Source organism: Streptomyces sp. NPDC058157 (assembly GCF_042884105.1).
In the GTDB taxonomy this organism is placed as follows: domain Bacteria; phylum Actinomycetota; class Actinomycetes; order Streptomycetales; family Streptomycetaceae; genus Streptomyces.
Genome location: NZ_JBHVUQ010000059.1, coordinates 13,778 through 35,286, shown reverse-complemented (window position 1 = coordinate 35,286; position 21,509 = coordinate 13,778). Strand labels below are relative to the sequence as shown.

Annotated in this window: 23 protein-coding genes; 10 read left to right on the top strand and 13 right to left on the bottom strand. The window is 75.8% G+C overall.

All coding sequences use genetic code 11. The features are described from left to right. Positions 1-61 precede the first annotated feature (61 nt). Positions 62-496, top strand: coding sequence for a VOC family protein (locus ACFVXK_RS17350; RefSeq protein ID WP_389612519.1), 435 nt, complete (start codon positions 62-64; stop codon positions 494-496). 9 nt (positions 497-505) lie between these two features. Here ACFVXK_RS17350 and ACFVXK_RS17345 read toward each other — a convergent pair whose 3' ends face one another. After that, positions 506-1,189: an alpha/beta fold hydrolase gene (locus ACFVXK_RS17345; RefSeq protein WP_389612517.1), complete on the bottom strand. Its 684-nt coding sequence runs from the start codon at positions 1,187-1,189 to the stop codon at positions 506-508. 150 nt (positions 1,190-1,339) lie between these two features. On the opposite strand from ACFVXK_RS17345, the gene ACFVXK_RS17340 reads away from it, so the two are divergent. Beyond that, positions 1,340-1,843, top strand: coding sequence for an NUDIX hydrolase (locus tag ACFVXK_RS17340; RefSeq protein WP_389612515.1), 504 nt, complete (start codon positions 1,340-1,342; stop codon positions 1,841-1,843). A gap of 18 nt (positions 1,844-1,861) precedes the next feature. On the opposite strand, the gene ACFVXK_RS17335 is transcribed toward ACFVXK_RS17340, so the two are convergent. Beyond that, a complete protein-coding gene (locus tag ACFVXK_RS17335) occupies positions 1,862-2,275 on the bottom strand; it encodes a subtilase-type protease inhibitor (RefSeq protein ID WP_389612514.1) in 414 nt (137 codons plus the stop codon). 344 nt (positions 2,276-2,619) lie between these two features. Here ACFVXK_RS17335 and lanKC point away from each other — a divergent pair, with 344 nt between their 5' ends. The 4 genes from lanKC (at position 2,620) to ACFVXK_RS17315 (ending at position 9,094) form a co-directional block, all read left to right on the top strand. Further along, positions 2,620-5,259, top strand: a complete 2,640-nt coding sequence (gene lanKC, locus ACFVXK_RS17330) for a class III lanthionine synthetase LanKC (RefSeq protein WP_389612512.1) — start codon at positions 2,620-2,622, stop codon at positions 5,257-5,259. Then, positions 5,256-5,393: a SapB/AmfS family lanthipeptide gene (locus ACFVXK_RS17325; protein ID WP_388938101.1), complete on the top strand. Its 138-nt coding sequence runs from the start codon at positions 5,256-5,258 to the stop codon at positions 5,391-5,393. Before lanKC ends, ACFVXK_RS17325 begins: the two co-directional genes overlap by 4 nt. A 72-nt stretch (positions 5,394-5,465) precedes the next feature. Next, positions 5,466-7,262 carry an ATP-binding cassette domain-containing protein gene (locus ACFVXK_RS17320; protein WP_389612509.1) on the top strand — a complete coding sequence of 599 codons (1,797 nt, stop codon included), beginning with the start codon at positions 5,466-5,468 and terminating at the stop codon, positions 7,260-7,262. After that, a complete protein-coding gene (locus ACFVXK_RS17315; protein ID WP_389612507.1) occupies positions 7,259-9,094 on the top strand; it encodes an ATP-binding cassette domain-containing protein in 1,836 nt (611 codons plus the stop codon). Before ACFVXK_RS17320 ends, ACFVXK_RS17315 begins: the two co-directional genes overlap by 4 nt. A 25-nt stretch (positions 9,095-9,119) precedes the next feature. Here the strand turns inward: ACFVXK_RS17315 and ACFVXK_RS17310 are convergent, their stop codons facing one another. The 3 genes from ACFVXK_RS17310 to ACFVXK_RS17300 form a co-directional block, all read right to left on the bottom strand. Continuing rightward, positions 9,120-9,728 (bottom strand): response regulator transcription factor, encoded by a 609-nt coding sequence (locus ACFVXK_RS17310; RefSeq protein ID WP_389612505.1) that lies wholly within the window; start codon positions 9,726-9,728, stop codon positions 9,120-9,122. A gap of 255 nt (positions 9,729-9,983) precedes the next feature. Beyond that, on the bottom strand, positions 9,984-10,433 hold the full coding sequence (locus ACFVXK_RS17305; RefSeq protein WP_389612502.1) for a carboxymuconolactone decarboxylase family protein: 450 nt from the start codon (positions 10,431-10,433) through the stop codon (positions 9,984-9,986). Next, positions 10,430-11,095 carry a class II aldolase/adducin family protein gene (locus ACFVXK_RS17300; protein WP_389612500.1) on the bottom strand — a complete coding sequence of 222 codons (666 nt, stop codon included), beginning with the start codon at positions 11,093-11,095 and terminating at the stop codon, positions 10,430-10,432. The genes ACFVXK_RS17305 and ACFVXK_RS17300 overlap by 4 nt, the downstream gene beginning before the upstream one ends. A 135-nt stretch (positions 11,096-11,230) precedes the next feature. On the opposite strand from ACFVXK_RS17300, the gene ACFVXK_RS17295 reads away from it, so the two are divergent. Next, positions 11,231-11,656 (top strand): MerR family transcriptional regulator, encoded by a 426-nt coding sequence (locus ACFVXK_RS17295; protein WP_389612534.1) that lies wholly within the window; start codon positions 11,231-11,233, stop codon positions 11,654-11,656. Here ACFVXK_RS17295 and ACFVXK_RS17290 read toward each other — a convergent pair. The 6 genes from ACFVXK_RS17290 to ACFVXK_RS17265 all read right to left on the bottom strand — a co-directional run bounded on the left by ACFVXK_RS17290 (position 11,646) and on the right by ACFVXK_RS17265 (position 15,929). Further along, positions 11,646-12,215 carry a hypothetical protein gene (locus ACFVXK_RS17290; protein ID WP_389612498.1) on the bottom strand — a complete coding sequence of 190 codons (570 nt, stop codon included), beginning with the start codon at positions 12,213-12,215 and terminating at the stop codon, positions 11,646-11,648. The genes ACFVXK_RS17295 and ACFVXK_RS17290 overlap by 11 nt on opposite strands. Positions 12,216-12,324: 109 nt before the next feature. After that, the gene (locus ACFVXK_RS17285) at positions 12,325-12,972 is read right to left on the bottom strand and encodes a dihydrofolate reductase family protein (RefSeq protein ID WP_389612496.1); all 648 of its coding nucleotides are present in this window, start codon (positions 12,970-12,972) and stop codon (positions 12,325-12,327) included. Positions 12,973-13,079: 107 nt separating this feature from the next. Beyond that, positions 13,080-13,631 (bottom strand): GNAT family N-acetyltransferase, encoded by a 552-nt coding sequence (locus ACFVXK_RS17280; protein ID WP_389612494.1) that lies wholly within the window; start codon positions 13,629-13,631, stop codon positions 13,080-13,082. 40 nt (positions 13,632-13,671) lie between these two features. After that, positions 13,672-15,015: an MFS transporter gene (locus ACFVXK_RS17275; protein WP_389612492.1), complete on the bottom strand. Its 1,344-nt coding sequence runs from the start codon at positions 15,013-15,015 to the stop codon at positions 13,672-13,674. Further along, positions 15,012-15,665, bottom strand: coding sequence for an ArsR/SmtB family transcription factor (locus ACFVXK_RS17270; protein WP_389612489.1), 654 nt, complete (start codon positions 15,663-15,665; stop codon positions 15,012-15,014). The genes ACFVXK_RS17275 and ACFVXK_RS17270 overlap by 4 nt, the downstream gene beginning before the upstream one ends. Before the next feature lie 81 nt (positions 15,666-15,746). Continuing rightward, positions 15,747-15,929, bottom strand: a complete 183-nt coding sequence (locus ACFVXK_RS17265; RefSeq protein ID WP_389612487.1) for an antitoxin — start codon at positions 15,927-15,929, stop codon at positions 15,747-15,749. A 204-nt stretch (positions 15,930-16,133) separates the two neighbouring features. Here ACFVXK_RS17265 and ACFVXK_RS17260 point away from each other — a divergent pair, with 204 nt between their 5' ends. Further along, complete coding sequence (locus ACFVXK_RS17260) at positions 16,134-17,651, top strand: MFS transporter (protein WP_389612485.1); 1,518 nt, start codon at positions 16,134-16,136, stop codon at positions 17,649-17,651. Here ACFVXK_RS17260 and ACFVXK_RS17255 read toward each other — a convergent pair. Further along, positions 17,629-18,741: a glutamate--cysteine ligase gene (locus tag ACFVXK_RS17255; protein WP_389612483.1), complete on the bottom strand. Its 1,113-nt coding sequence runs from the start codon at positions 18,739-18,741 to the stop codon at positions 17,629-17,631. The two genes, ACFVXK_RS17260 and ACFVXK_RS17255, sit on opposite strands and share 23 nt — an antisense overlap. Positions 18,742-18,858: 117 nt before the next feature. Next, entirely contained in the window at positions 18,859-19,968 is a 1,110-nt protein-coding gene (locus tag ACFVXK_RS17250) for an FAD-dependent monooxygenase (protein ID WP_389612481.1), read from the bottom strand. Positions 19,969-20,136: 168 nt separating this feature from the next. Between ACFVXK_RS17250 and ACFVXK_RS17245 the strand changes: the two genes are divergently transcribed. Beyond that, positions 20,137-21,096 (top strand): TetR/AcrR family transcriptional regulator C-terminal domain-containing protein, encoded by a 960-nt coding sequence (locus ACFVXK_RS17245; protein ID WP_389612480.1) that lies wholly within the window; start codon positions 20,137-20,139, stop codon positions 21,094-21,096. 168 nt (positions 21,097-21,264) lie between these two features. Then, positions 21,265-21,509: ankyrin repeat domain-containing protein (locus tag ACFVXK_RS17240; protein WP_389612478.1), on the top strand; the 245-nt coding region annotated here is incomplete at its 3' end.

Below are 21,509 nucleotides of genomic sequence, written 5' to 3'. Positions count from 1 at the left end.
CACCAACGGGCCTGCGGAACAACTCGGTTGAGCCATCGAATCACCCTGCTACGGTGGCGCGGTGACTTCGATCAGGCAGTTCCAGGTGACCTTCGACTGCGCCGACCCGGAGCGCGTCGCCCGCTTCTGGTGCGAGGTGCTCGGATACGTAGTCCCGCCGCCGCCGGAGGGCTTCGCCGACTGGGGCGCGTTCGACCGCGCGCAGCCCGCCGAACGGCAGGGCTCGGCGTTCGCCTGCGTGGACCCCTCGGGCGTGGGTCCGCGGCTGTTCTTCCAGCGCGTCCCCGAGGGCAAGGCCGTCAAGAACCGGCTCCACCTCGACGTACGGATCGGCCCGGGCCTGACCGGGGACGAGCGCGTGGCGGCGCTGGAGGCCGAATGCACCCGGCTGCTCGCGCTGGGCGCGGTCCGCGTACAGCTGCTGCGCGCGGACGGCTTCGGCGAGTCGTGCCTCGTGATGCAGGACGTCGAGGGCAACGAGTTCTGCCTCGACTGAGCCGCCCCGTCACTCTTCCTCACGCCGGTCCAGGAGGGCCGCCAGTTCGGTGGGGCGGCTGAGCGCGACGCAGTGGCCGGCGGTGATCTCCTCCGGGGCCACTCCGAGCCGGTCCCGCACCAGCCCGCGCAGGAAGGCGGGCGGCAGGAAGCGGTCCCCGGTGCACAGTACGAACCTCGTCGGGACGTCCGGCCAGGCCTCCAGGGGCCACGGCTGCGCGGTCGCCGCCGCCGAGGGATGGGCCCGTTCCCGGCGCAGCGCCTCCTCGGCCAGGGCGCGGGGCACGTCGTGGTAGAAGGCGACGTACGGGTCCGCGGCGCCGGTCAGGCCCCCGTCCCCGCGGGCCTGGGCCCGCACGGCCTCGGCGTAGCCGGTCGCGCCCCACCACCGGTCCGGGGACTCGCCCGGCGCGGGCACCATCCCGGCGACCAGGACCAGCGCGGCGACCGGTCGGCGGACGGCGACCAGCGGGGCGGTGAACGCGCCGAACGACTGGCCCACGACGACGGGTTCGCGGCAGTCGCCGACCGCCCGGCAGACGGCGTCGGCGTAGTCGTCGAGCGTCGCCGCGCCGTCGCCGGCCGGTAGGTCGGGGGCCACCACCGCGTGCCCGCGCGCCCTCAGACCGGCCGCGACCAGGTGCCAGTACCAGCCGCCGTCACCGGCCCCGTGGATCAGCGCGAACGTGCTCACGGCAGGACCCGTACGGAGCCCGGTCCACGCGTCTTCCAGGAGCACGGCATGCCGCCGAGCCTACCGGCCGGGAGCCGGCCGCCCGGGAGCGCGCGCCCGTGTCACCGGCCCCGGCTCACGCCCGTCGTCGGCGGCCCGTACGGTGGGGCCATGACCGACTTACGCGACGAAGTGACCGTGGACGAGGAGGTTGAGGTACCGGTGCCCGCCGAGGGCGAGGTCTGGACGGTCGGGGCCGTCGTCCTCGACGCCCGGGGCCGGGCGTTCGCCCAGAAGCGCGGTCCCGGCCGCGCGCTGTTCCCCGACTGCTGGGACATCGTCGGCGGGCACGTCGAGCCCGGCGAGGGCCTCCTCGAAGCCCTGGCGCGGGAGGTGGCGGAGGAGACCGGCTGGCGGCTGCGCCGCGTACGGAGCCTGTTCGGGGTCACCGCATGGACCGGGGACGACGGGGGTGGCATCCGGCACGAGGCCGACTTCCTCGTGGAGGTCGACGGCGACCTGGACCACCCCGCCCTGGAGTGGTCCCGGCACACCGCCTACGGCTGGTTCGGGCCCGCGGACCTCCCCCGCCTGAAGGAGAACCGGGCCCCGGGCGAGTACCTCGTGCACGACCTGGTGGCGAGGGCACTGGGCGAACACTCCGGGCCTGCCTGAGGAATTCCGCGCCGGGGCTCAGAACGCGAAGACCGGGTCGCCCTTCAGCGCCGCGGACATCGTGCACGCGTTGCGGAAGGTGTGCTTCCATGCGAGGCGTTCGCCGTGCAGGACGCCGTCCGCCGCGATCGTGACGGGGTCGTAGTGCTTCGGGCACGCACGGCCGGGCGCCGGCGCGGCCAGCAGCCGGCCGAAGTCGCCGCCGGTGGCGTTCACGGCGTCGCACGCGGCCCGGGGGGCGGGGTGCGTGCCCTCGGCGGTGTAGGCGCAGCTGAGGACCGCGGCCCGTACGACGGTGCCCGCGGCGGCGCCGTTCCCCTGGGCGATGGTGAGGACCAGCGCGGACGGGGCGGAGGGGCCCGCGGGCTCGGCCCGGGCCACGCCCGCGGCGCCGCCGAGGCAGAGGAGGACGGCGGCGGAGACTGTCGCCAAACGGTGACGCATGATCAGTTTCCTTTCGAATCACAGGCGTTGACCGGCACCGGGGCTTCCATCCAGCACCCGGGCAGGACCGACCCTTCCAGATCCGAAGGCCGACCGCACCTGGACGATCGGCTTACGGACACCCCGGTCCGCATATCGGAGAGCGGAGTTCCGCCCGGTGGCGACCCCGACGGACCCCGACGGCCCCTGCGGACGGGCCGCCCAGGCTGACCGGATCGGCGCGGTGACCCGTGCGGAGCGCACGGCGGGCTGGTGACAAACACGACTGTCGCGGCCTCCCCGCGACGTGCCACCTTTGCTCCCGTCACCGACCGAGGACCGAGGGAGCAGGTGTGAACAACGGGCACGCGGCCTTCTGCGACGCCGACCGCTGGTTCTACGACGCACCGTACCGGCGCGCCGGGGAGGGCTTCGCGGCGGCCGTCGCCCCCGTACCCGAGGGGTGGACCTCGCACCGCAGCGGCGACTGGCTCGCCCTGCGTCCCGTCGGCCTCGAACTGCCCTCCCAGGGCTGGAAGATCCACGTCTCGGCCGGCCTCGACAACGCGGAGCGCGTCCTCGACCGGGTCCACGCCCACTGCGTGGAACGGCGGATCGCCTTCAAGTTCGTGCCCAGCCGGTACCTGCTGCACCTGCGCAACGCCAAGTACGCGGACCGCGCGGCGAGCGGCAAGTTCGTCACCGTCTACCCGGCCGGCACCGACGCCTGCCGGCGGATCGCCGAGGACCTGGACGCCCTGCTCGCCGGCGAGCCCGGCCCGTACATCCTGAGCGACCTGCGCTGGAACGACGGCCCGGTCCACCTGCGCTACGGCAGCTTCACCCTGCGGCACTGCTACGACGGGCGCGGCGAGCTCGTCCCCGCGATCGAGGCGCCCGACGGGCGCCTGGTACCGGACGCCCGCGGCCCCGTGTTCCAGCCGCCCGCCTGGGCCGAACCGCCCGCCTTCCTGCGGCCGCACCTGGAGCGGCGCGCCGCCGTCACCCTGGAGGGCGTCCCCTACACCGTGGAGCGGGCCCTGCACTTCTCCAACGGCGGCGGGGTCTACGCGGGCCGCGACACCCGCACCGGCGAAGCGGTCGTCCTCAAGGAGGCCCGTCCCCTCGCCGGGCTCGCCGCCGACGAGGCGGACGCGGTGGCCCGGCTGCACCGGGAGCGCAGGGCGCTGGAGCGCCTGGACGGACTGGACTGCGTCCCCTCCGTCCGCGGCGCCTTCACCGTCGGGGACCACCACTTCCTGGCCCTGCAGTACCTCGAGGGCAAGCCCCTCAACACCTACTTCGCCCGCCGCCACCCGCTGATCGAGGCCGACCCCGACCCCGCGGAGCTCGCCGCCTACACCGACTGGGCCCTGAGGATCCACGCCCGGGTGACCGAAGCCGTGGACGCCGTCCACTCCCGCGGCATCGTCTTCAACGACCTGCACCTCTTCAACATCATGGTCGCGGAGGACCCGGACACGGGTGAACCCTCCGTCGCCCTGCTGGACTTCGAGGCCGCCGCCCCCGTCGACGAGGGCCTGCGCCAGACGGTGGCCAACCCGGCCTTCGTCGCCCCGCCCGACCGGCGCGGCTTCGCCGTCGACCGCTACGCCCTGGCCTGCCTGCGCCTCGCCCTGTTCCTGCCGCTGACGAGCCTGCTCGTCATGGACCGGGGCAAGGCCGCGCACCTGGCGGACATCGCCGCCGCGCAGTTCCCCGTCCCCCGGGAGTTCCTGGACGCGGCAGTGCGGGAGATCCTCGCCGGACCCGAGGGCGCCGTCCCCGGCGGACCGCCGCCCGCCTCCGCCGGGCCGTACCTGCCGGCCGCGCCGGAGGACTGGCCCGCCGCCCGCGCCTCCCTGACCGCGGCCCTGCACGCCGCCGCCACCCCGGACCGCGAGGACCGCCTCTTCCCCGGGGACCCGGCCCAGTTCGCCACCGCCGGGGGCGGGACCGCCTTCGGCCACGGGGCCGCCGGCGTGCTGTACGCCCTCGCCGAGACGGGCGCCGCGCCCTGGCCCGAGGCCGAGGAATGGCTGCTCGCCCGGACCAAGGAACCTGCGTCCGGCACCCCGCTCGGCTTCTACGACGGCCTCGCCGGACTGGCCTGGACCCACCACCGGCTCGGCCACCACGACCGCGCGCTCGCCCTGGCGGAGCGCCTCCTGGACGAGCCCTGGCAGTCCGCGGGCCCCGACCTGAACGGCGGCCTCGCCGGCATCGGGCTCGCCCTGGACTCCCTCGGCACGGCCACCGGCGAGCGCTCCCTGCACGACGCGGCCCTGCGCTGCGCCGACCTCGCCCACGCCGCGGCCCCCTCCCTCGACCGGACCGGGCTCCTCCACGGCCACAGCGGGATCGCCCTGCTGCACCTGCGCCTCTACGAGCGCACCGGCGACCCCGAACTGCTCCTGCGGGCCGGCCGCTTCCTCCACCGCGACCTGGACCACTGCGTGACCAGCGCCTTCGGCACCCTCCAGGTGGACGAGGGGTGGCGGACCATGCCGTACCTCGGGGCGGGCAGCGTCGGCATCGGCATGGTCCTCGACGACCACGCGAGCCACGCCCGCAACGAGCGGTTCGAGGAGGCCCGGGTCCAGATCGTCCGGGCCGCGCAGGCGACCTTCTACGCCCAGCCCGGCCTCTTCCGCGGCGCCGCCGGAATGATCCTGCACCTGTCGCGGACCACCACTCCCGGGCCCGGCACCCGCGCCGGGGACGTCGCCCGGCAGATCGAGGCCCTGGCCCGCCACGCGGTCCCGTACCAGGGCCACCTCGCCTTCCCCGGCGAGCAGATGATGCGCCTGTCCATGGACCTGTCCACCGGGACCGCGGGCGCCCTCCTGGCCCTCGGCAGCGCCGCGACCGACGGCCGCGCGCACCTGCCGTTCCTCCCGCCGCCGCGCACCGCGGCGGCCCCAGAGCCGGTCCCCCACCGGGGGGCCGTGACCCGGCACGACACACCCCCGAAGGAAAGGAAGCTGCCATGACGCTCCTCGACCTGCAGTCCATGGAGACCCCGAAGGAAGAGAACACCGAGGCCGCGCACCTCACCGGCGGCGGCAGCCGCGCCAGCCTGCTGCTGTGCGGTGACAGCAGCCTGAGCGTCACGACCTGTAACTGATCGGGTCCCTTCGGGCCCGGGCGACGTCACGTCGCCCGGGCCCGCACCACATCCCGCGAGGAGCCGCTGCCGATGACCCCGCCCGACGTCCCCGGTGAGACGGCGACGGCCGAGGCCGCCGACCGGGCGCTGAGGGCGGCCGCCCGGCACAGCGCCGGCCGCACCGCCGCCGTGGCCGGCTGCTCGCTGGCCGCCGCGTGCGCGGCGCTCGCCGAACCGGCCGTACTCGGCCACACCCTGGACCTGCTGCTGCGCCGCGACCCCTCGGGGACCGGGTGGGCCCTGGCCTGCGCGGCGCTGACCGCCGCCGAGGTGCTGCTGGACGCGGCGACCGTCCGGCTCACCGGCGGCGTCGACGCCCGGTCCACGGCGTGGCTGCGCCGGCGTGCACTGACCGCGCTGCTGCGCACCGCACCGCACCACGCGGCCCGGCACTCCCCGGGCGAACTCTCCGCCCGGCTCACGGCCCACGCCGCCGGTGCGGGAACCGTCCCGGCGGCCGCGGCGACGGCCGTCACGGCGCTGCTGCCGCCCGTCGGGGGGCTCACCGCCCTGTTCCTCGTCGACGTGTGGACCGGCCTCGCCTTCCTGGCGGGGGTGCCCGTACTGGTGGTGCTGCTGCGGGCCTTCGCCCGCGCGTCGGGCGCCAGTGTGGGGCGCTACCAGCGGGTCCAGCTCGCGCTCGCCGGACGGCTGGCCGAGGCCCTGGCCGGCGCCCGCACCATCGCCGCGGCCGGCACCCTGCGGCAGGAGGCCGCCCGCGTCCTCGCCCCGCTGCCCGAACTGGGCCGCGAGGGGCGGGAGACGTGGCGGATCTACGGGGGCACCATGGCCCGGACCAGCGCCCTGATGCCGCTCCTGCTGTACGTGGTCCTCGGCGTGGCCGGGATGCGCCTGGCCGCCGGGGCGCTCGGCGTCGGCGGCCTGCTCGCCGCCGTCCGCTACGCCGGGCTCGCCGCCGGTGCCGGGGCCGTCACGGGCCGGCTCGCCGCGGTGGTGCGCGGCCGGGCCGCCGCACGCCGCACGGCCGCCCTCCTCGCTCTGCCCGGACTCCCGCAGGGGACACGCGAGTACACCGCCGACGGCCCCGGCACGCTGGAGCTGCGCGCGGTCCGCGTCGAGCGGGCCGGGCGGACCGTCCTGAGGGACGTGGACCTGTGCCTCCCGGGCGGCACCACCACCGCGGTCGTGGGCCGCTCGGGCTCCGGCAAGAGCCTGCTGGCCGCCGCCGCCGGACGGCTCACCGGCTGCGACGGCGGCCGGGTGCTGCTGGACGGCGTCCCGCTGGAGGAGCTCTCCGCCCGGTCGCTGCGCCGCGAGGTCGGCCACGCCTTCGCACGGCCGGCGCTGTTCGGGGAGAGCGTCGGCGCGGCCGTCGCGTTCGGGACCCGGCCCGAGCCCGGCGCGGACGCCGTACGCGCGGCGGCCCGGGCGGCGCAGGCCGACGCCTTCGTGCGCCGCCTGCCCGAGGGGTACCGCACCCCGCTCGACGAGGCGCCGCTGTCGGGCGGGGAGCTGCAACGCCTCGGCCTGGCGCGGGCGTTCTGCGGTGCGGGACGGGTGCTCGTGCTGGACGACGCCACCTCCGGCCTGGACACCGTCACCGCCCGCGAGGTGGAGCACGCCCTGGCGCACGGGGTACGGGCCGGCACCCGCCTCGTGGTGACCCACCGCGCCGCCACGGCCGCCCGCGCCGACCTCGTCGTCTGGCTGGAGGACGGCGCGGTCCGGGCCACCGGGACGCACGCGGAGCTGTGGCGCGAGCCCGGCTACCGGGCGCTGTTCGGCTGGGACGGGAACGGGAACGGGGACGGAGACGGGGACGGCTCCGGCGGCGACGGGCCGGACGCGGACGGGGACGGCCGGTGAGCGGGGACGGCGCCGGCGCCTGGCGGCGGGTGGGCGGCGAGGGGCGCCGCTTCCTGCGCGGCCGGACCCGGACGCTGCGCACCCTCGCCCTGTGGTCGCTGCTGGAGTCCGCCCACACCTTCCTCGGCGGGTACGCGGTGGCGCGCGCCCTCGACGACGGCTTCCTCGCCGCCCGCCCCGGCACCGCCGCCGCCTGGCTGGCGGTGGCCGGGGCCGGCGCCGTCCTCGGCGGACTCGCCCTGCGGGGGGTCTTCGGCGGGCTCGCGGACCTGGTGGAACCGCTGCGCGACGGACTGGTGCGGCGGGCCGTGCGCCAGGCCCTGGAGCGGGCGGTCGCCGATCCGGCGCGGGCCGGCCGGGACGGGGCGGTGTCGCGGCTGGCGCAGCAGACCGAGATGGCCCGCGACTCCTTCGCGGGGCTGGTGCTCGTCGCCCGGTCGTTCGTCTTCACCGCGGCCGGGGCCCTGGCCGGGCTGGCGGCGCTGGCGCCCGTCCTGCTGCTGTTCGTGCTGCCGCCGCTGCTCCTGGGGACGGCCGGCTTCCTGCTGACGCTCCGTCCCGTCGCCCGGGTGCAGCGGGAGGCGCTCGACACCGACGAGGCGCTGGCCGCGCGGACCGGTGAACTGGCGGCCGGCCTGCGCGACGTGGTCGCCTGCGGGGGCGGTGCGCGGGCCGGGGCCGGGCCGCGGGAGCTGATCGCCGCGCAGGAGCGGCTGACCCGGCTGCTCTCACGGTGGGCCGCCCTGCGCACGCTGGCGCTGGGCGTCGCGGGCCGGCTGCCGGTCGTCGCGCTGCTCCTGGGCGCGCCCTGGCTGCTCGGGCGCGGGCTGAGCGCGGGGGCGCTGGCCGCCGCGCTCACCTATCTGGTGCAGTCCCTGCTCCCGGCGCTCGACGCGCTCATGGGGGCGCTCGGGTCGTCGGGCACCCGGCTCCTGGTGGTCCTGGACCGCTTCTGTCCGCCGCAGCGGGGGCCGGCCGTGGGAACACCGCCACCGCGACCGGCCCCCGCCGGTGCGCCGCCGACCGGCGGGGAGCCGCGTGGGGCGGTACCCGCGCCCGGGCGGCCGGGCCCCTCGACGCCCGGCACGCCCTCCCGGCACGGCGGCCGGCGGCTCGCGGCCGAGCTGCGCGGGGTGCGGTTCGCGTACGGCGTCCACGCCCAGCCGGTGCTCGACGGGCTCGACCTGGACCTGTACGAGGGGGAGCACCTGGCCGTCGTGGGCCCGAGCGGCATCGGCAAGTCCACGCTCACCGCCCTGCTGGCCGGCCTCCTCGCGCCGGGCGGCGGGACCGTGCTGCTGGCCGGTTCCCCGGCCCGCCGCCCCGGCCCCGCCCACGGCCCCGATCCACGGCGGACCCTGCTGCCGCAGCAGGCCCACGTGTTCACGGGCTCCGTCCGCGAGAACCTCACCCACCTGTGCCCCGGGCCGGTACCCGGGGCACAGGTGGAGCGGGCCGTCGCGGCCCTCGGGGCGCAGACCCTGGTGGACCGGCTGGGCGGGCCGGACGGGCCCGTCGACCCGGCGGCGCTCTCCCAGGGTGAGCGGCAGCGGCTGGCCCTCGTGGCCGCCCACCTCTCCCCCGCCCCGCTGCTGCTGCTGGACGAGGCCACCTGCCACCTCGACCCAGCGGCCGAGGAACGCGCCGAGCGGGCCCTCGCCGACCGGCCCGGCACGCTGGTCGTGGTGGCCCACCGCATCTCCTCCGCGGCCCGGGCCGACCGGGTCCTGGTGCTCGACGGGAGCCGTGCGGTCGTCGGTACGCACGCCGACCTCCCGGCCAGGTCCGCCCTGTACCGGGAGCTGGTGGGGGTCTGGGACGCCCGGGTGTGAGGGGGGGCGGCTCGGGGGGCCGGTCTCAGACCCAGCCGGCCTTCCGGGAGATCCGGATGGCGTCGACCCGGTTGCGGGCGCCGGTCTTGCGGGTCACGGCGGCCATGTAGTTGCGGACGGTGCCGCTGGCCAGGTGCAGGGCGTGCGCGATCTCCGCGATGGAGTCGCCTTCCGCGGCCCGGGCCAGCACGCTCAGTTCGCGCGGGCTGAGCGGCATCGGCTCCGACTCCAGCAGGGCCGAGGCCAGGGAGGGGTCGACGAACCGCTCCCCGGCGGCGACCTTGCGGACGGCCCGCACCAGCCTGCCGGGGGATCCGTCCTTGTCCACGTAGCCGCGGGCCTCGGCCCGCACCCCGCGGTGCAGCGCGCCGGGCGCCCCCGAGGTGGCGAGCACCAGCAGCGGGGCGGCCGGATCGGCGAGCGGGCGGACGGTGCTTCCCGCAAGCCCCAGGGTGGCCGAGGCGCCCGGACAGTCGAGGTCGACGACGGTCACGTCCGGCCGTAAGGACTCCGCCTCGCGGGCGGCGGACCGCCAGCCCGCGCAGGTCACGTCGAAGCCGCCCTCGGATCTGAGCAGGGCGGCGAGCGCCGACCTCACGAGGCTGACGCTGTGCAGGACGAGGACCTTGGTCATCGGGGGCTCTCCTAGCCTGGTGGTCGACGGGCACCAAGCGGGTGCCCGGCAACCGGGCGGTAGGAACGTCCCCGTCCGCGGCACCGGGGCGCGCGTGGCCGAAGCCCGGCGCCCCGCCGGACCCCGGCGCGGGCGGCCGCACCCGCGCCACGCTCCGCGGCTGCGGCGCGGACGGTGCGGGAGACTCCTCGGGCCGATGAAGCGGTAGGGCTGATTCCGGGTGCGTTCCGGTCGCGTTTGCGGGTGCGCTCCGGTTCAGTGCGGGACCGGGGCGCCCTCCGGAGGCGTCGGCGGCAGCCGTTCGCCGTCGCACGCGGGCGGCAGGAGTCCGGCGACGATCTCGGTGCCGAGTGCGTACGCCGGGACGCCCGCGGTGATGAGCGCGGTCTCGGCGACGCCGACCAGATCGGCGATCGCCGCTCCCGCGTGGAGCGCGCCCCGGGCGTGGATCAGGGCGGGCCCGGCGTGGCCGAGGGCCAGCAACTGCCCGAAGTGGACCAGCTGTTGCACCCGCGCACCCAGCGGACTGTCCGTCAGCACGATGTGGCGCAGCGCGGCGAGCGCCTCCTCGGTCGCCAGCCGGCCGGACTCCTCGGCCAGCCTGAGCCGCTCCTGGACACCGGCGGGAACGGCGCCGAGGGTGGAGCGGTAGCGCTCGCGCACGGCCTCGGTGCGCGCGGCGGACGAGACGGCGTCGCCGGTCATCGTGCGGCCTTGGCGATCGCGGCGCGCACATCCTCCTGGGCCCCGGGCGGGAAGTCCACGGCCCCGCCGATGGCGGCGGCGGCGAGCTCGGCTTCGGCGCTCTCCTCGATGGCCACCACCAGGTGCGCGGTGGCCTCCGGGTCGGGGCCGAACACCAGGAGGCCGTGGTTGGCCAGCAGGACCGCGGAGGTGGTCGGGCGCCGGCGGAGCACCTCGGCGATGCCGCGCACCGAGACGTCCGATCCGCGCGGGCCCCAGGGGACCACGGGGACGTCCTCGGCCTGCCCGAAGCGCAGCATCGGCTCGGTGCGGCAGGGCAGCGGCCGGTGGGCCAGGGCGAAGGCGGTCGCTGAGGGCGAGTGGGTGTGGATGACCGTGCCGACGCCGGGCCGGGCCCGGTAGACGGCGGTGTGCATGGCGATGATCTCGGCGCTGACGGACTTGAGCGCGCCGTCGAGGACCTGCCCGTCGAAACCGACGGTCGCGAGCTGTCCGGCCCGCAGGCCCCGGACGTGCCCGGGCGTCAGCAGCATGCGCTCCCCGTCGAGCCGGGCGCTGAGGTTGGCGTGTCCGGAGTGGGACATCACCCCGGCGGCGAACAGCTGCTCCGTGGCCTCGACCAGCCGGCCGGCCCGCTCGTCGCGTACGTACGCGTCGTTCATGAGGGCATCTCCCTGCCTCGTCGACGGCGGCTCGTCCGCCGCCGTCCTCGTGCGGACCACTCTTCAACTTGAACTAAGGTTCAAGTCAAGCCGCCCGACCGGCCGGGCGGGGAACAGGAGGTGCGGACCGTGCTCATGACGATCGGCCGGCTCTCGGAGCTCACCGGGGTGCCGGCTTCGGCCATCCGGTACTGGGAGCGGCACGGCCTGCTGCCCGCGCCCGAGCGCCAGAGCGGGCAGCGGCGCTATCCCGCGGAGGCCGCCGAGCGGATCACGGTGCTGCGCACGTGCCAGCAGGCCGGGCTGACCCTGGTCGAGATCGCGGAGTTCCAGCAGGAGCAGTCGCGCAGGGAGGCGATGATCCGCGCGAAGATCGGCGAGGTCGAGCAGCGGATGGTCGACCTCGAACACGCGCACCAGCTGCTGACGCACGCGCTCAGGTGCGGGGAGGAGGACATCGTGCGATGTCCGAAGTTCCGCGAGCAGATGGCCGCCTGGCGGACCGGGGAGCCGGCGCCCGGAACGGCGGGCACCGGATCCGGCGGCCGGGTTACTTCTTGACCTGGTTCAGGCAGAGCACGAACTGCTTGCCCGAGCTGCGCCGGCCGCCCCGGGTCTGCTCGTAGTAGCCCAGGTCCGACTTGCCCGCGCAGCGGTTGGTGTCCAGCGTGCCGGATATCACCTCGACCACCTTGTAGGCGGCGCCGGTGCTCCCGCAGTCCACCACCTCGAGGTCCAGGCTCGCCGCCGTGGTGCCGTTGTTCTTCAGGCAGTCGCCCGCCTTGGCGTGGTCGGCGTCGTCCTGGCTGAGGAAGTAGCCCACCGCGGCCGCGATGAGGACGACCACGATGCCGATGCCCTTGAGGATCTTCATGACGCCGACTCCACCGCTGCGGGCGGGCGGGGCGGGCGGGGCGGCCCACTGCTGCGGGGGCGGCGGCTGCATGGGCATCCCGGGCTGGTTCGGGTACATCTGCTGCTGCGGCGCCCCGCCGTAGGGCGGCTGGGCCTGCTGCGGCGGGTACGCGTACCCCGGCTGGGGCGGGTAGCCCTGCGGCTGCTGTGCGTACGGGCCGGGCTGGCCGTAGGGGCCGGGGCCCTGCTGCGGCGGATAGGTCATACGGGATTCCCTCGGTGATCGGACTTTACGTCGTTTTGACGTGGGCACGCTATAGCAATCGATCACCATCGCCCGCATCCGGCCGCCCCGGCGCGCCCGTCCGCTCGCGTCAGCGCCCCCCGTTCCCGGTGCCGCGGCCGGGTGCGCTCATGTCTCCGGTGGCGGGCGTGCCGTCGGCGAGCGCGTACCGCAGGAACACGGTCCCCCGGGCGCTCGCCTCCGGCGGCTGGAGGAGCGTGAGGTTGGCGGGCACCTCGCCGCCGTCGAACAGCTTCTTCCCGACGCCGAGCACGACCGGGTGCAGCCACAGGTCGAGCCGGTCGAACAGCCGCTCCCGCAGGAGGGTCTGCACGAGGTTCAAGCTGCCCACCACCTTCACGTGCTCGTGCCGCTCCCGGACCTCGCGCACCGCCTCCGCGAGGTCCGGGCCGAGCAGGGAGGACCCGGCCCAGGAGAGGTCGGGGCGGCCGCGCGAGGCCACGTACTTGGGGACGCCGTTGAACAGCGAGGCGATGCCGCCGTCCGGGCCGCCCTTCTGGTGCGGCCAGTAGGCGGCGAAGATCTCGTAGGTCCGCCGGCCGAGCAGGAGGGCGTCCGTCCCCTCGTACGCGGCCGCGATCTGCGCCCCGGCGGCCTCGTCGACCAGGGGCGCCTGCCAGCCGCCGAACGGGAACCCCACCGGGTCCTCGTCGGGACCGCCGGGCGCCTGCCCGACCAGGTCGAGGGTCGCGAACATCTCGATGTGGATGAGGCCCATGGTGTGCTCCCGGTGGATCGGTCGTCTCCGTCAAGGGATAGACCGCAGGCGGCCCCGGAACTCATCGCCGCGCCGGGAACCGCCCCCGCGCCGCGGGCGCCCCGCCCTCAGCCGGCCCCGGCGGCGGGCTCGTCGTCCCAGTCGGGGACCGTCGTCGTACCGGCCAGCCAGTCGCGGCGCAGGATCGCGTACCCGACGGCGTCGCGCACCCCGCCGTCGGGGGTCGGCCAGGCGTCGCGGTGGTGCGCCTCCTTCACGTAGCCGTTGCGCAGGAGGGCGCGGCGCATGGCCGCGTTGTCCTGCCGCGTTGCGGCCTCGATCCGCCGGACGGCGGGGAACCCGTCGAAGACGTAGGCCGTGAGCCAGGCCACGGCCGCGGTACCGAGGCCCCGTCCCCGGTGCCGGGAACGGATCCGCAGGTCGAACAGCGGGGTGGGGTCGCGCAGGTCGGTCAGCCGGACGAGTCCGGCCCGCTCGCCGCCCCGGCGGATCCAGAAGGAGCGGTGGTCCTCGTCGTCGTAGCGGCCCTCCTCGATCCACTGACGGGCTTGCGCGGGATCCACGGCGGCCGTGCCGTGGAAGGGCCACGTGTCGCCGGAGAGGAACTCGACCAGTTCCTGGGCCTGGGCCGGCTCGAAGCGCTCGAAGGTGATCTCCACGTCCGCACCCTAGGGCCGGGGACACCGTCACGGAACCGGTTTACCGGCGGGTGAGGGAGCCGCTCGGTTCGGCGGACGGTTCCTCCTGGACGGCGGGAGCGGGCCGGCCGGCGGGGCGGGTCCACAGGAGGGCTCCGGTCAGGAGGACGGCGGCGCCCACCAGCCAGGGGAGCGGGCCCGGCGGCAGGTGTCCGACGGTCAGACCGGCGAGGGCGCCGGCGAGTTGCGCCGCGAGGGACTGGACGGACAGGGCCGTGGCCCTGCCGCGGTCGGCGACGCGGCGGTGCAGGACCTCGTTCTCGCTCGGGCCCGCGGCCCCGAGCCCGAGGTAGACCAGGCCGTACCCGGTGGCCGCCAGGACCGTGGCCACGGCTCCGGTGGCCGCCGAGGTGGCGCCGAGCAGGAGCACGCCGCCCGCGCCGGTGCCGAGGCCCAGCAGGACGGCGCGCTCGCCGCTGCCCGCGAGCCGGGCGGCGAGGGGTGCGAGGTGGCTGCCGAGGGCCGCGCAGAGGAACCCGGCGCAGGCCAGCGCGGCGAAGAGCACGGCCCCCGACTCGGGGGTGCCCGTGAGGACGGCGGCGCGGCGCGGGGTGAGCAGTTCGAGGGTGGCCACGGCGCCGCCGGCGGCCGCCGCGCCGAGGAACACCCGGCGGACCAGCGCGTCGCGGCCCCCCAGGCGCAGCCCGCCCGTGACGGTGGCCGGCACGTCCCGCAGGACCTGGCGCAGGGTGGCCCCGGGCCGGGGCGGTTCGGACAGCGACACCACGGCGTACAGCACGAAGGCCACCTCGACGGCCGCGCCCAGGAGCAGCGGGAGGGAAAGGGGCACCACCAGCCCGGCGGTGGCTTCGCGAAGCCGCGCCCCGAGGCCCGGGACGAGTCCGGTCAGCCACGGGAGGGCGCCGCCGAGCAGCGTCCCGGCGGCGAGCGCGGCGGAGGTCGCGGCGGAACCGCGGGCCAACCCGGTGCGCAGGTCGGCGCCGGGGCCGCGGTGGGCCCGGACGGTGTCGACGTACCAGGCTTCGGCCGGCCCGCTGGACAGGGCGCGGCCCGTGCCCATGAGGACCATGCCCGCCGCGAGCGGCCAGGGCGTGGTGCCGAGCGCCAGGAGGGTCAGGGCGGCCAGGTTCAGCAGGCCGGCGGCGGCCAGGACGGCGCGGCGTCCCAGTACGTCGGACAGGCCTCCGGTGGGCAGTTCCAGGGCCGCGGCGGTGATCGAGTGCACGGCGAACAGGCCGGCGATGGCCGCCATGGACAGCCCGCGCCCGGTGAACAGCAGGATCAGGGGGGCGATGGCCAGGCCCGACGGGAGCCAGAAGAGGACGCACAGGGTGACGTAGCGGCGCAGGGCGGCGGCGGGCGCGTCCGACGGCGGCCTGGTCACGAGGAACTCCCGGCGTCGGGAAGGGCGTTGTCCGGCCGCGCGTCCGACCCGGGATCCGCCTCCGCGGTGTGCGGGGCCAGGGGCAGCCCGGCGGTCAGGAGGACGACCTGCGCCGCACGCGGGTCCGCCGCGTCACGGGCGGTCAGTTCGTCAAGTTTGAGGTGGAGCGCGTCCCAGAGTTCGCCGAGCGACTCGGGGGTCAGACGCGGCAGCCGGTCGCTGATCCCGGCCGCCCCCGCCCACTCCTCCCCCAGCCGCCCGGCGGCCATGTCGGCCTCGTGCCGGGCGAGGGAGGCCTCCAGGTGCTCGATCTGGACCCGGCGCGAGAGCCCGACGTAGGCGCGGCTCTCCGCCGTGGCCGCCATCGCGCCGCCGCTCCACGCGGTCGCCGCGTGCGCCGCCCGCCAGCGGCGCTCCCTGCCGTCGCGGTGCCGGGCCTCCGCGACGAAGGCGTACTTCGCCAGGACGCGGAGGTGGTAGCTGGTGGACGCGGACGACTCCCCGGTCCTGACCGCGAGTTCACTGGCGGTGGCGGGGCCGTCCTGCCGGAGCAGGCCGAGGAGTCGGATGCGCAGGGGGTGGGTGAGGGCCTTCAGGGCCGCGGCGTCGTGCTCGGGATCGAGGACGCGCCGCTGTTCGTCGCTGACCATGACGGCAGGCTAGGCGCCGCGAAGGCTTTCCAAAAGTATTTTTGCAGAATTTCTTTGGGAGTTGGGGTCAGGACCTGGGGGTCAGGACTGCGGGGGCCGGTCGCGGTCGATGAACTCGTTGGCCTTCTCCTGGGCCATGTCGACCTTGTCGGCGTACTTGCCGCCCGTGCGCTCGTCAATCATGTCGCCCCCGCGTTCCACGGCCTGCTTGGCCTTGTCCGGGTTCTGACCGAGCATTTCCTTGAGCTTGTCGACGATCGACATGGTGTCCTCCTTAAGGACCTGGACGCGTACGTCCCCTCCCAGCGTCCCCCTCCTCCCGGCCGACCGCATCCGCGGCTGCCGGGGGTGGCGGCAGCGCCGTACGGGGGACGGAAGGGTTGACGGCGGGTGCCCGGGGCACACGCAGGGTCTCGGCGCCGTGACGGTGGGGTCACGGCGGGCCGTGCGGACTGCGGGGAGGTTGCCATGGCGGTGGGAGCGGAGGGGGTGCCGGCCGGGGCCGGTACGGTGCGCAGCACCGTGCCGCAGCGGCTGGACCGGCTGCCCTGGAGCGGGTTCCACTGGCGCGTGGTGACCGCCCTGGGCATCACCTGGGTACTGGACGGGATCGAGATCACCATCGCCGGTTCGATCGCCGACCGGCTCAGGGACCAGCACACGCTCGGGCTCTCCTCCTCCCAGGTGGGGCTGACGGCCAGCGTCTACCTGCTCGGTGAGGTCGTCGGAGCCCTCGTCTTCGGCCGGCTCGCCGACCGGCTCGGCCGGCGCAGGCTGTTCATCGTCACCCTCGGGATCTACCTGCTGGGCAACGCGCTGACGGCGCTGTCCCCCGCCTTCGCCTTCTTCGCCGTCACCCGCTTCATCGCCGGCACCGGCATCGGCGGCGAGTACGCGGCGCTCAACTCGGCCATCGACGAGCTGATCCCCAGCCGCCACCGCGGCCACGCCGACCTGGCCGTCAACTCCACGTACTGGCTCGGCGCGATGATCGGCGCGGCCTCCAACCTGATCTTCCTCGACCCCGGCCTGTTCGCGCTCGACACGGGCTGGCGCATCGGCCTGCTCGTCGGGCCCGCGATCGGCGCGGCGATCTGGGGACTGCGGCGCAACCTCCCGGAGAGCCCCCGCTGGCTGCTCACCCACGGCAGGCCCGAGGAGGCCGAGCGGGTCGTCGCCGGGATCGAGCGGGCGGTGGAGCGCGGCGGAGCCCGGCTGGAGCCCGTCCCGGACAGCCTGGCGGTGGAGTACCGGCAACGGCCGCCCGTCGGCTACCGGGAACTCGCCCGGATCCTCTTCCGCGACTACCGGCGCCGCTCGGTCCTGGGGTTCATGCTGATGGTGACCCAGTCGTTCCTCTACAACGCGATCTTCTTCACCTACGCGCTGATCCTCGCCGAGTTCTACGGAGTCCGCGGCGGCGCGGTCGCGTACTTCATCTTCCCCTTCGCCCTGGGCAACCTGGCCGGGCCGCTGCTGCTCGGCCGGTACTTCGACACCCTGGGCCGGCGCCGGATGATCGGCACGACCTACTGCCTCTCCGGCACCCTGCTCCTGGTCACCGGCTGGCTGTTCGCCCAAGGGCTGCTGAGCGCGGTCACCCAGACCCTCCTGTGGTGCGTGATCTTCTTCATCGCCTCCGCGGCGGCCTCCTCCGCCTATCTGACGGTCAGCGAGGTCTTCCCGGTGGAGATGCGGGCCCAGGCCATCTCCTTCTTCTTCGCCCTGTCCATGCTGTTCGGCGGTGTCGTGGCCCCGTGGCTGTTCGCCACCCTCATCGGCGCCGGCCACGACCCCTGGCGGGTGTTCGCCGGGTACGCGGCCGGCGGCGTGCTGATGGTCCTGGGCGGACTGACCGCGTTCCGCTGGGGGGTGGACGCCGAACGGCGCCCGCTGGAGGAAGTGGCCGTCCCGCTCTCCGCGAGCGTCCGCGCCGCGGCCGGCCCGGTCCGCGAGACCGGGCCTACGCGGCCGACGCGGTCGTGAGACGGGCGCACTCGGCGACCACGGCCCGCAGGTCGCCGGTGGTGCGCAGGAGGCGGCGCTGGACACGGGCGCCGTTGCCCCGTTCCAGGAGGCCGGCCAGGCCCTCGCGGACGCGTTCCAGGTCACCGGTGTCCTCGAGCGCGTCCCGTACGTGCTCCACCAGCACGTCGAGGACCACCTCGGGCGGTGCCGGGCTCATGCTGCGGGGGTCGAGCAGCGGCCCGTCCAGGCCCGACCTGGCGGCCCGCCAGGCGGCGAGCCGCAGCAGGCCGACGCCGATGCGGGCCGGGGGCCGCCCGGCCCGCCACTCGCGGGCGGCGGTCTCCACCAGGGCGCGGGCCAGGGCGGCGAGGAGGACGGGGGTCCCGGGTTCGAGGCAGACGTCGGCCACCCGGATCTCGACCGTGGGGTAGCCGGCGGAGAGGCGGGCGTCGAAGTAGATCATGCCGTCGTCGCGCAGGACGCCCGTGGCGATCATGTCGCGCACCTGCTGGTGGTAGCGCTCCGCGCTCCCGAAGGCGTCGGTCGGCCCGGCGGACGGGAGCCGGTTCCAGACCCGGCTGCGGTAGCTGGCGTACGCGCTGTCCTGGCCCTGCCAGAACGGCGAGTTGGCGCTGAGGGCGGTCAGCACCGGCAGCCAGGGGCGGATGCGGTCGAGGACGGCCACGCCCTCGTCGTCCGAGGCGACGGAGACGTGGACGTGGCAGCCGCAGGTCAGCTGCTCCTGGGCGGTCAGCCCGAACTGCCGGCTGACCCAGCGGTAGCGCTCGCCGGGCATCGTGGACGGCCGTACCGGCAGCGGGGAGGTCGCCAGCGCGGCGAGGGCCCCGCCGGCGTCGGCGGCGTGCCGAGCCGCCTCGGCACGCCAGCGGACGATCTCCTCGGCCAGCTCCCCCATCCGCAGGACGGGACGGGTGGCGAACTCCACCTGCTCGCACTTGAGCTCCGATTCCAGCGCCCCCTCCTCGGGGCGGTGCGTACCGTTGCCCTCGCGGGAGGCGGCCGACATCACCGCCGCCGACAGGGCGAGCGGCTCGCCCGTCGTGGCGTCGACCAGCAGCAGTTCCTCCTCCACGCCTACGCTGCGCATGCCCGTCACGTTCCTTTCGCCGGCTCCGTACACCCGTCGGGTGTCACGTGCCCAGCAAAGACGGTCGTACGCCGCGCACGCCGGTTCCCACGCCGCCGGGCGGGCGGCCGGATCCGGTCAGCCGTCCAGCGCGAGCGCGTTCTTGGCGTGCTCGACGGATTCCTCCGAGGCGGGCCCGCCGGGGTTCTCGGTGGCCAGGGCCTGGTTGAGGGCGACGAAGGGGCGCATCCGCCGCTCGTAGGCCGCGTACGCGGCGCGGTGGTCGCCGCCGGCCCGGGCCAGGGAGCCGGCCAGGACGTGGGCGCCGGCGAGGGCGAGGCTGGTGCCCTGTCCGGACAGCGGGGAGGGGCAGTATCCGGCGTCCCCGAGGAGGACCACGCGACCGTGCGACCAGCGGTCCATGCGGATCTGGGCCATCGCGTCGCAGTAGAAGTCGGGGGCCGTCCGGGCGGCCTCGGCCAGGCGGGCCCCTTCCCAGCGCAGGGCGGCGAGCCGCTCCACGACGACGCGGCGCAGGACCTCGCCGTCCTGGGGCCCTTCCGCGAGGGGGCCGGACCCGAAGCCGAAGGCGATCCGCAGCTCGGCGCCGTCGCGGACGGGCATGATGCCGAAGCCCGACTCCCCGTCCTGGAGCCACACCTGCCAGTCGTCCAGGCCGAGGAAGTTCTCCGCGCCGAACACCGCGAGGTGGCTGCCGAGGGGGTGGGCGAACTCCGCCTCCGGGCCGAAGGCGAGGCGCCGCACGGTGGAGTGCAGGCCGTCGGCCCCGACCACGAGGTCGAACGTGCGGGCGGCGCCGTGCGCGAAGCCGACCCGGACCCCGGTCCCGTGCTCCTCCAGCGCGGTCACCCCGTCGCCGAAGACGTACTCGACGTCCGCGCGGGTGTGCTCGTACACCATGCGCACCAGGTCCTCGCGCAGCAGCTCGATGTCCTCGCCGTCCAGCCGGCCGCTGCTGAAGGTCGATTCGGTGGACCGGTGCACCTCGCGGCCGTCGGGGGCGAGGACGGACATCCCGCGCATCCGGGTGCGCACCCGGCGGGCCCGCTCCAGCAGGCCCGTCCGCTCCATGACGTCGAGCGCGACGCCGCGCACGTCCACGGCCTGGCCGCCGGGGCGCGGGCCCGGGGCGCGCTCGACCACGGTGGGCGCGAAGCCGTGGCGGCGCAGCCAGTGGGCGAGGACGGGACCGGCTATCCCGCCGCCGGAGATGAGTACGGTCTGCATGGCAACCCCTCCAGTACTGCTCGGTACGACGTACGCGGCAGAACGTACGACGTACGCGCCCCTCCCTCAACCGACCTTTCCCCAGGCCTGTACTAGTGCAGACGTGCCTCGTCGGACCATCCCGGCTGCTACCGTCTGTACTAGTACAGCAAGGGGAGGCGGCAGGACGTGACGAAGGCCACAGCGGCGGTCGGTGACCCGCCTTACCTGCGCATCGCCGCGGCGATCCGGCGGCGCATCACGGACGGCGACCTGGCCCCCGGCGACCGGGTCCCCTCGACCCGGCGGATCGCCGCGGAATGGGGCGTCGCGCTGGCCACCGCCACCAGGGCCCTGGCCGCCCTGCGGCAGGAGGGGCTCGTGGAGGCCCGGCCGCGGATCGGCACCGTGGTCGCCGGGAGCGCGCCCGCGGCGCCGCCGCGCCGGCCCCCGGCGCCCGGCGCGCACCCCGAGCAGGGGCTGAGCCTCGAACGGATCGTCCGGGCCGGTGTGGAGATCGCCGACGCCGAGGGGATCTCCGCCCTCACCATGCGCGGGGTCGCGGCCCGGCTGGGCGTCGGGGCCATGTCGACGTACCGGTACGTCCCGGGCAAGGAGGACCTCGTCCTGCACATGGCCGACGCCGCGTTCGGTGAGGCGGCCTACCCCGCGCCCGACACCGCCGGGGACTGGCGCTCGCGCGTCGAGCTGGGCGCACGCACCCTGTGGGGCCTGTACCGCAGGCATCCGTGGCTGGCCCAGGTCGGCTCCCTGACCCGTCCGCTGCTCGTGCCCAACCTGATGGTGCACGGGGAGTGGGTCCTGGGCGCCTTCGACGGTCACGGCCTCGACGCCACCGCCCTGTTCGACGTCCACGTGCTGCTCTACAGCCACATCCAGGGCCTGGCGGTGCACCTGGAACGGGAGGCGCAGGCCGAGGCGGCCACGGGCCAGTCGGAGGACCAGTGGATGGACAGCCGCGCCCCGGCCCTGCGCCACCTGGCCGAGTCCGGCCGCTTCCCCACGTTCACCAAGGTGGTCGCAGCCTTCGAGGACGGCTACGACCTGCGCCTGGACGCCCTCTTCGAACTCAGCCTGCGCACCCTCCTCGACGGCCTGACCCCCCTGGTCGAGGGCCGGAACTCCTGACCCCGGCCCACTGGGGACTCGTGCGGAGGCATTCGATCAGGTGGGCGGTAGCGGATCCCGGGGCCGGGCGGGTCGTCCGATCGGATGACGGGCGGGTCCGCCGGGTGTGCGGGGAGGGAGGGACGGCGGGGGGACCGGCCGGCCCGGCGGGCCGGACAGGATGGGGTCATGAACCCGCACGACCGACTGCTGCTCGATGCCGCCAAGGCCGGGGACACGGACGCGGTGCGTACCGCGCTCGCCGCCGGCGCCGCTCCCGAGACCCGCGACGAGGACCTCCGTACGCCCCTGCTGCTGGCGGTGCTCGGCGACCACGTCGCCGTCGCCGAGGTCCTGGTGGCCGCCGGCGCCGACCCCGACGCCCCCGACTCCCGCGAGGACAGCCCCTGGCTGGTCACCGGGGTGACCGGGAG

Excerpts from the sequence above, each read along its gene's own strand:
- ACFVXK_RS17340 (WP_389612515.1), top strand. The coding sequence starts at position 1,340 with ATGACCGACTTACGCGACGAAGTGACCGTGGACGAGGAGGTTGAGGTA.
- ACFVXK_RS17325 (WP_388938101.1), top strand. The coding sequence starts at position 5,256 with ATGACGCTCCTCGACCTGCAGTCCATGGAGACCCCGAAGGAAGAGAAC.
- ACFVXK_RS17320 (WP_389612509.1), top strand. The coding sequence starts at position 5,466 with ATGACCCCGCCCGACGTCCCCGGTGAGACGGCGACGGCCGAGGCCGCC.
- ACFVXK_RS17310 (WP_389612505.1), bottom strand. The coding sequence starts at position 9,728 with ATGACCAAGGTCCTCGTCCTGCACAGCGTCAGCCTCGTGAGGTCGGCG.
- ACFVXK_RS17305 (WP_389612502.1), bottom strand. The coding sequence starts at position 10,433 with ATGACCGGCGACGCCGTCTCGTCCGCCGCGCGCACCGAGGCCGTGCGC.
- ACFVXK_RS17300 (WP_389612500.1), bottom strand. The coding sequence starts at position 11,095 with ATGAACGACGCGTACGTACGCGACGAGCGGGCCGGCCGGCTGGTCGAG.
- ACFVXK_RS17295 (WP_389612534.1), top strand. The coding sequence starts at position 11,231 with ATGACGATCGGCCGGCTCTCGGAGCTCACCGGGGTGCCGGCTTCGGCC.
- ACFVXK_RS17290 (WP_389612498.1), bottom strand. The coding sequence starts at position 12,215 with ATGACCTATCCGCCGCAGCAGGGCCCCGGCCCCTACGGCCAGCCCGGC.
- ACFVXK_RS17285 (WP_389612496.1), bottom strand. The coding sequence starts at position 12,972 with ATGGGCCTCATCCACATCGAGATGTTCGCGACCCTCGACCTGGTCGGG.
- ACFVXK_RS17270 (WP_389612489.1), bottom strand. The coding sequence starts at position 15,665 with ATGGTCAGCGACGAACAGCGGCGCGTCCTCGATCCCGAGCACGACGCC.
- ACFVXK_RS17265 (WP_389612487.1), bottom strand. The coding sequence starts at position 15,929 with ATGTCGATCGTCGACAAGCTCAAGGAAATGCTCGGTCAGAACCCGGAC.
- ACFVXK_RS17260 (WP_389612485.1), top strand. The coding sequence starts at position 16,134 with ATGGCGGTGGGAGCGGAGGGGGTGCCGGCCGGGGCCGGTACGGTGCGC.
- ACFVXK_RS17255 (WP_389612483.1), bottom strand. The coding sequence starts at position 18,741 with ATGCGCAGCGTAGGCGTGGAGGAGGAACTGCTGCTGGTCGACGCCACG.
- ACFVXK_RS17250 (WP_389612481.1), bottom strand. The coding sequence starts at position 19,968 with ATGCAGACCGTACTCATCTCCGGCGGCGGGATAGCCGGTCCCGTCCTC.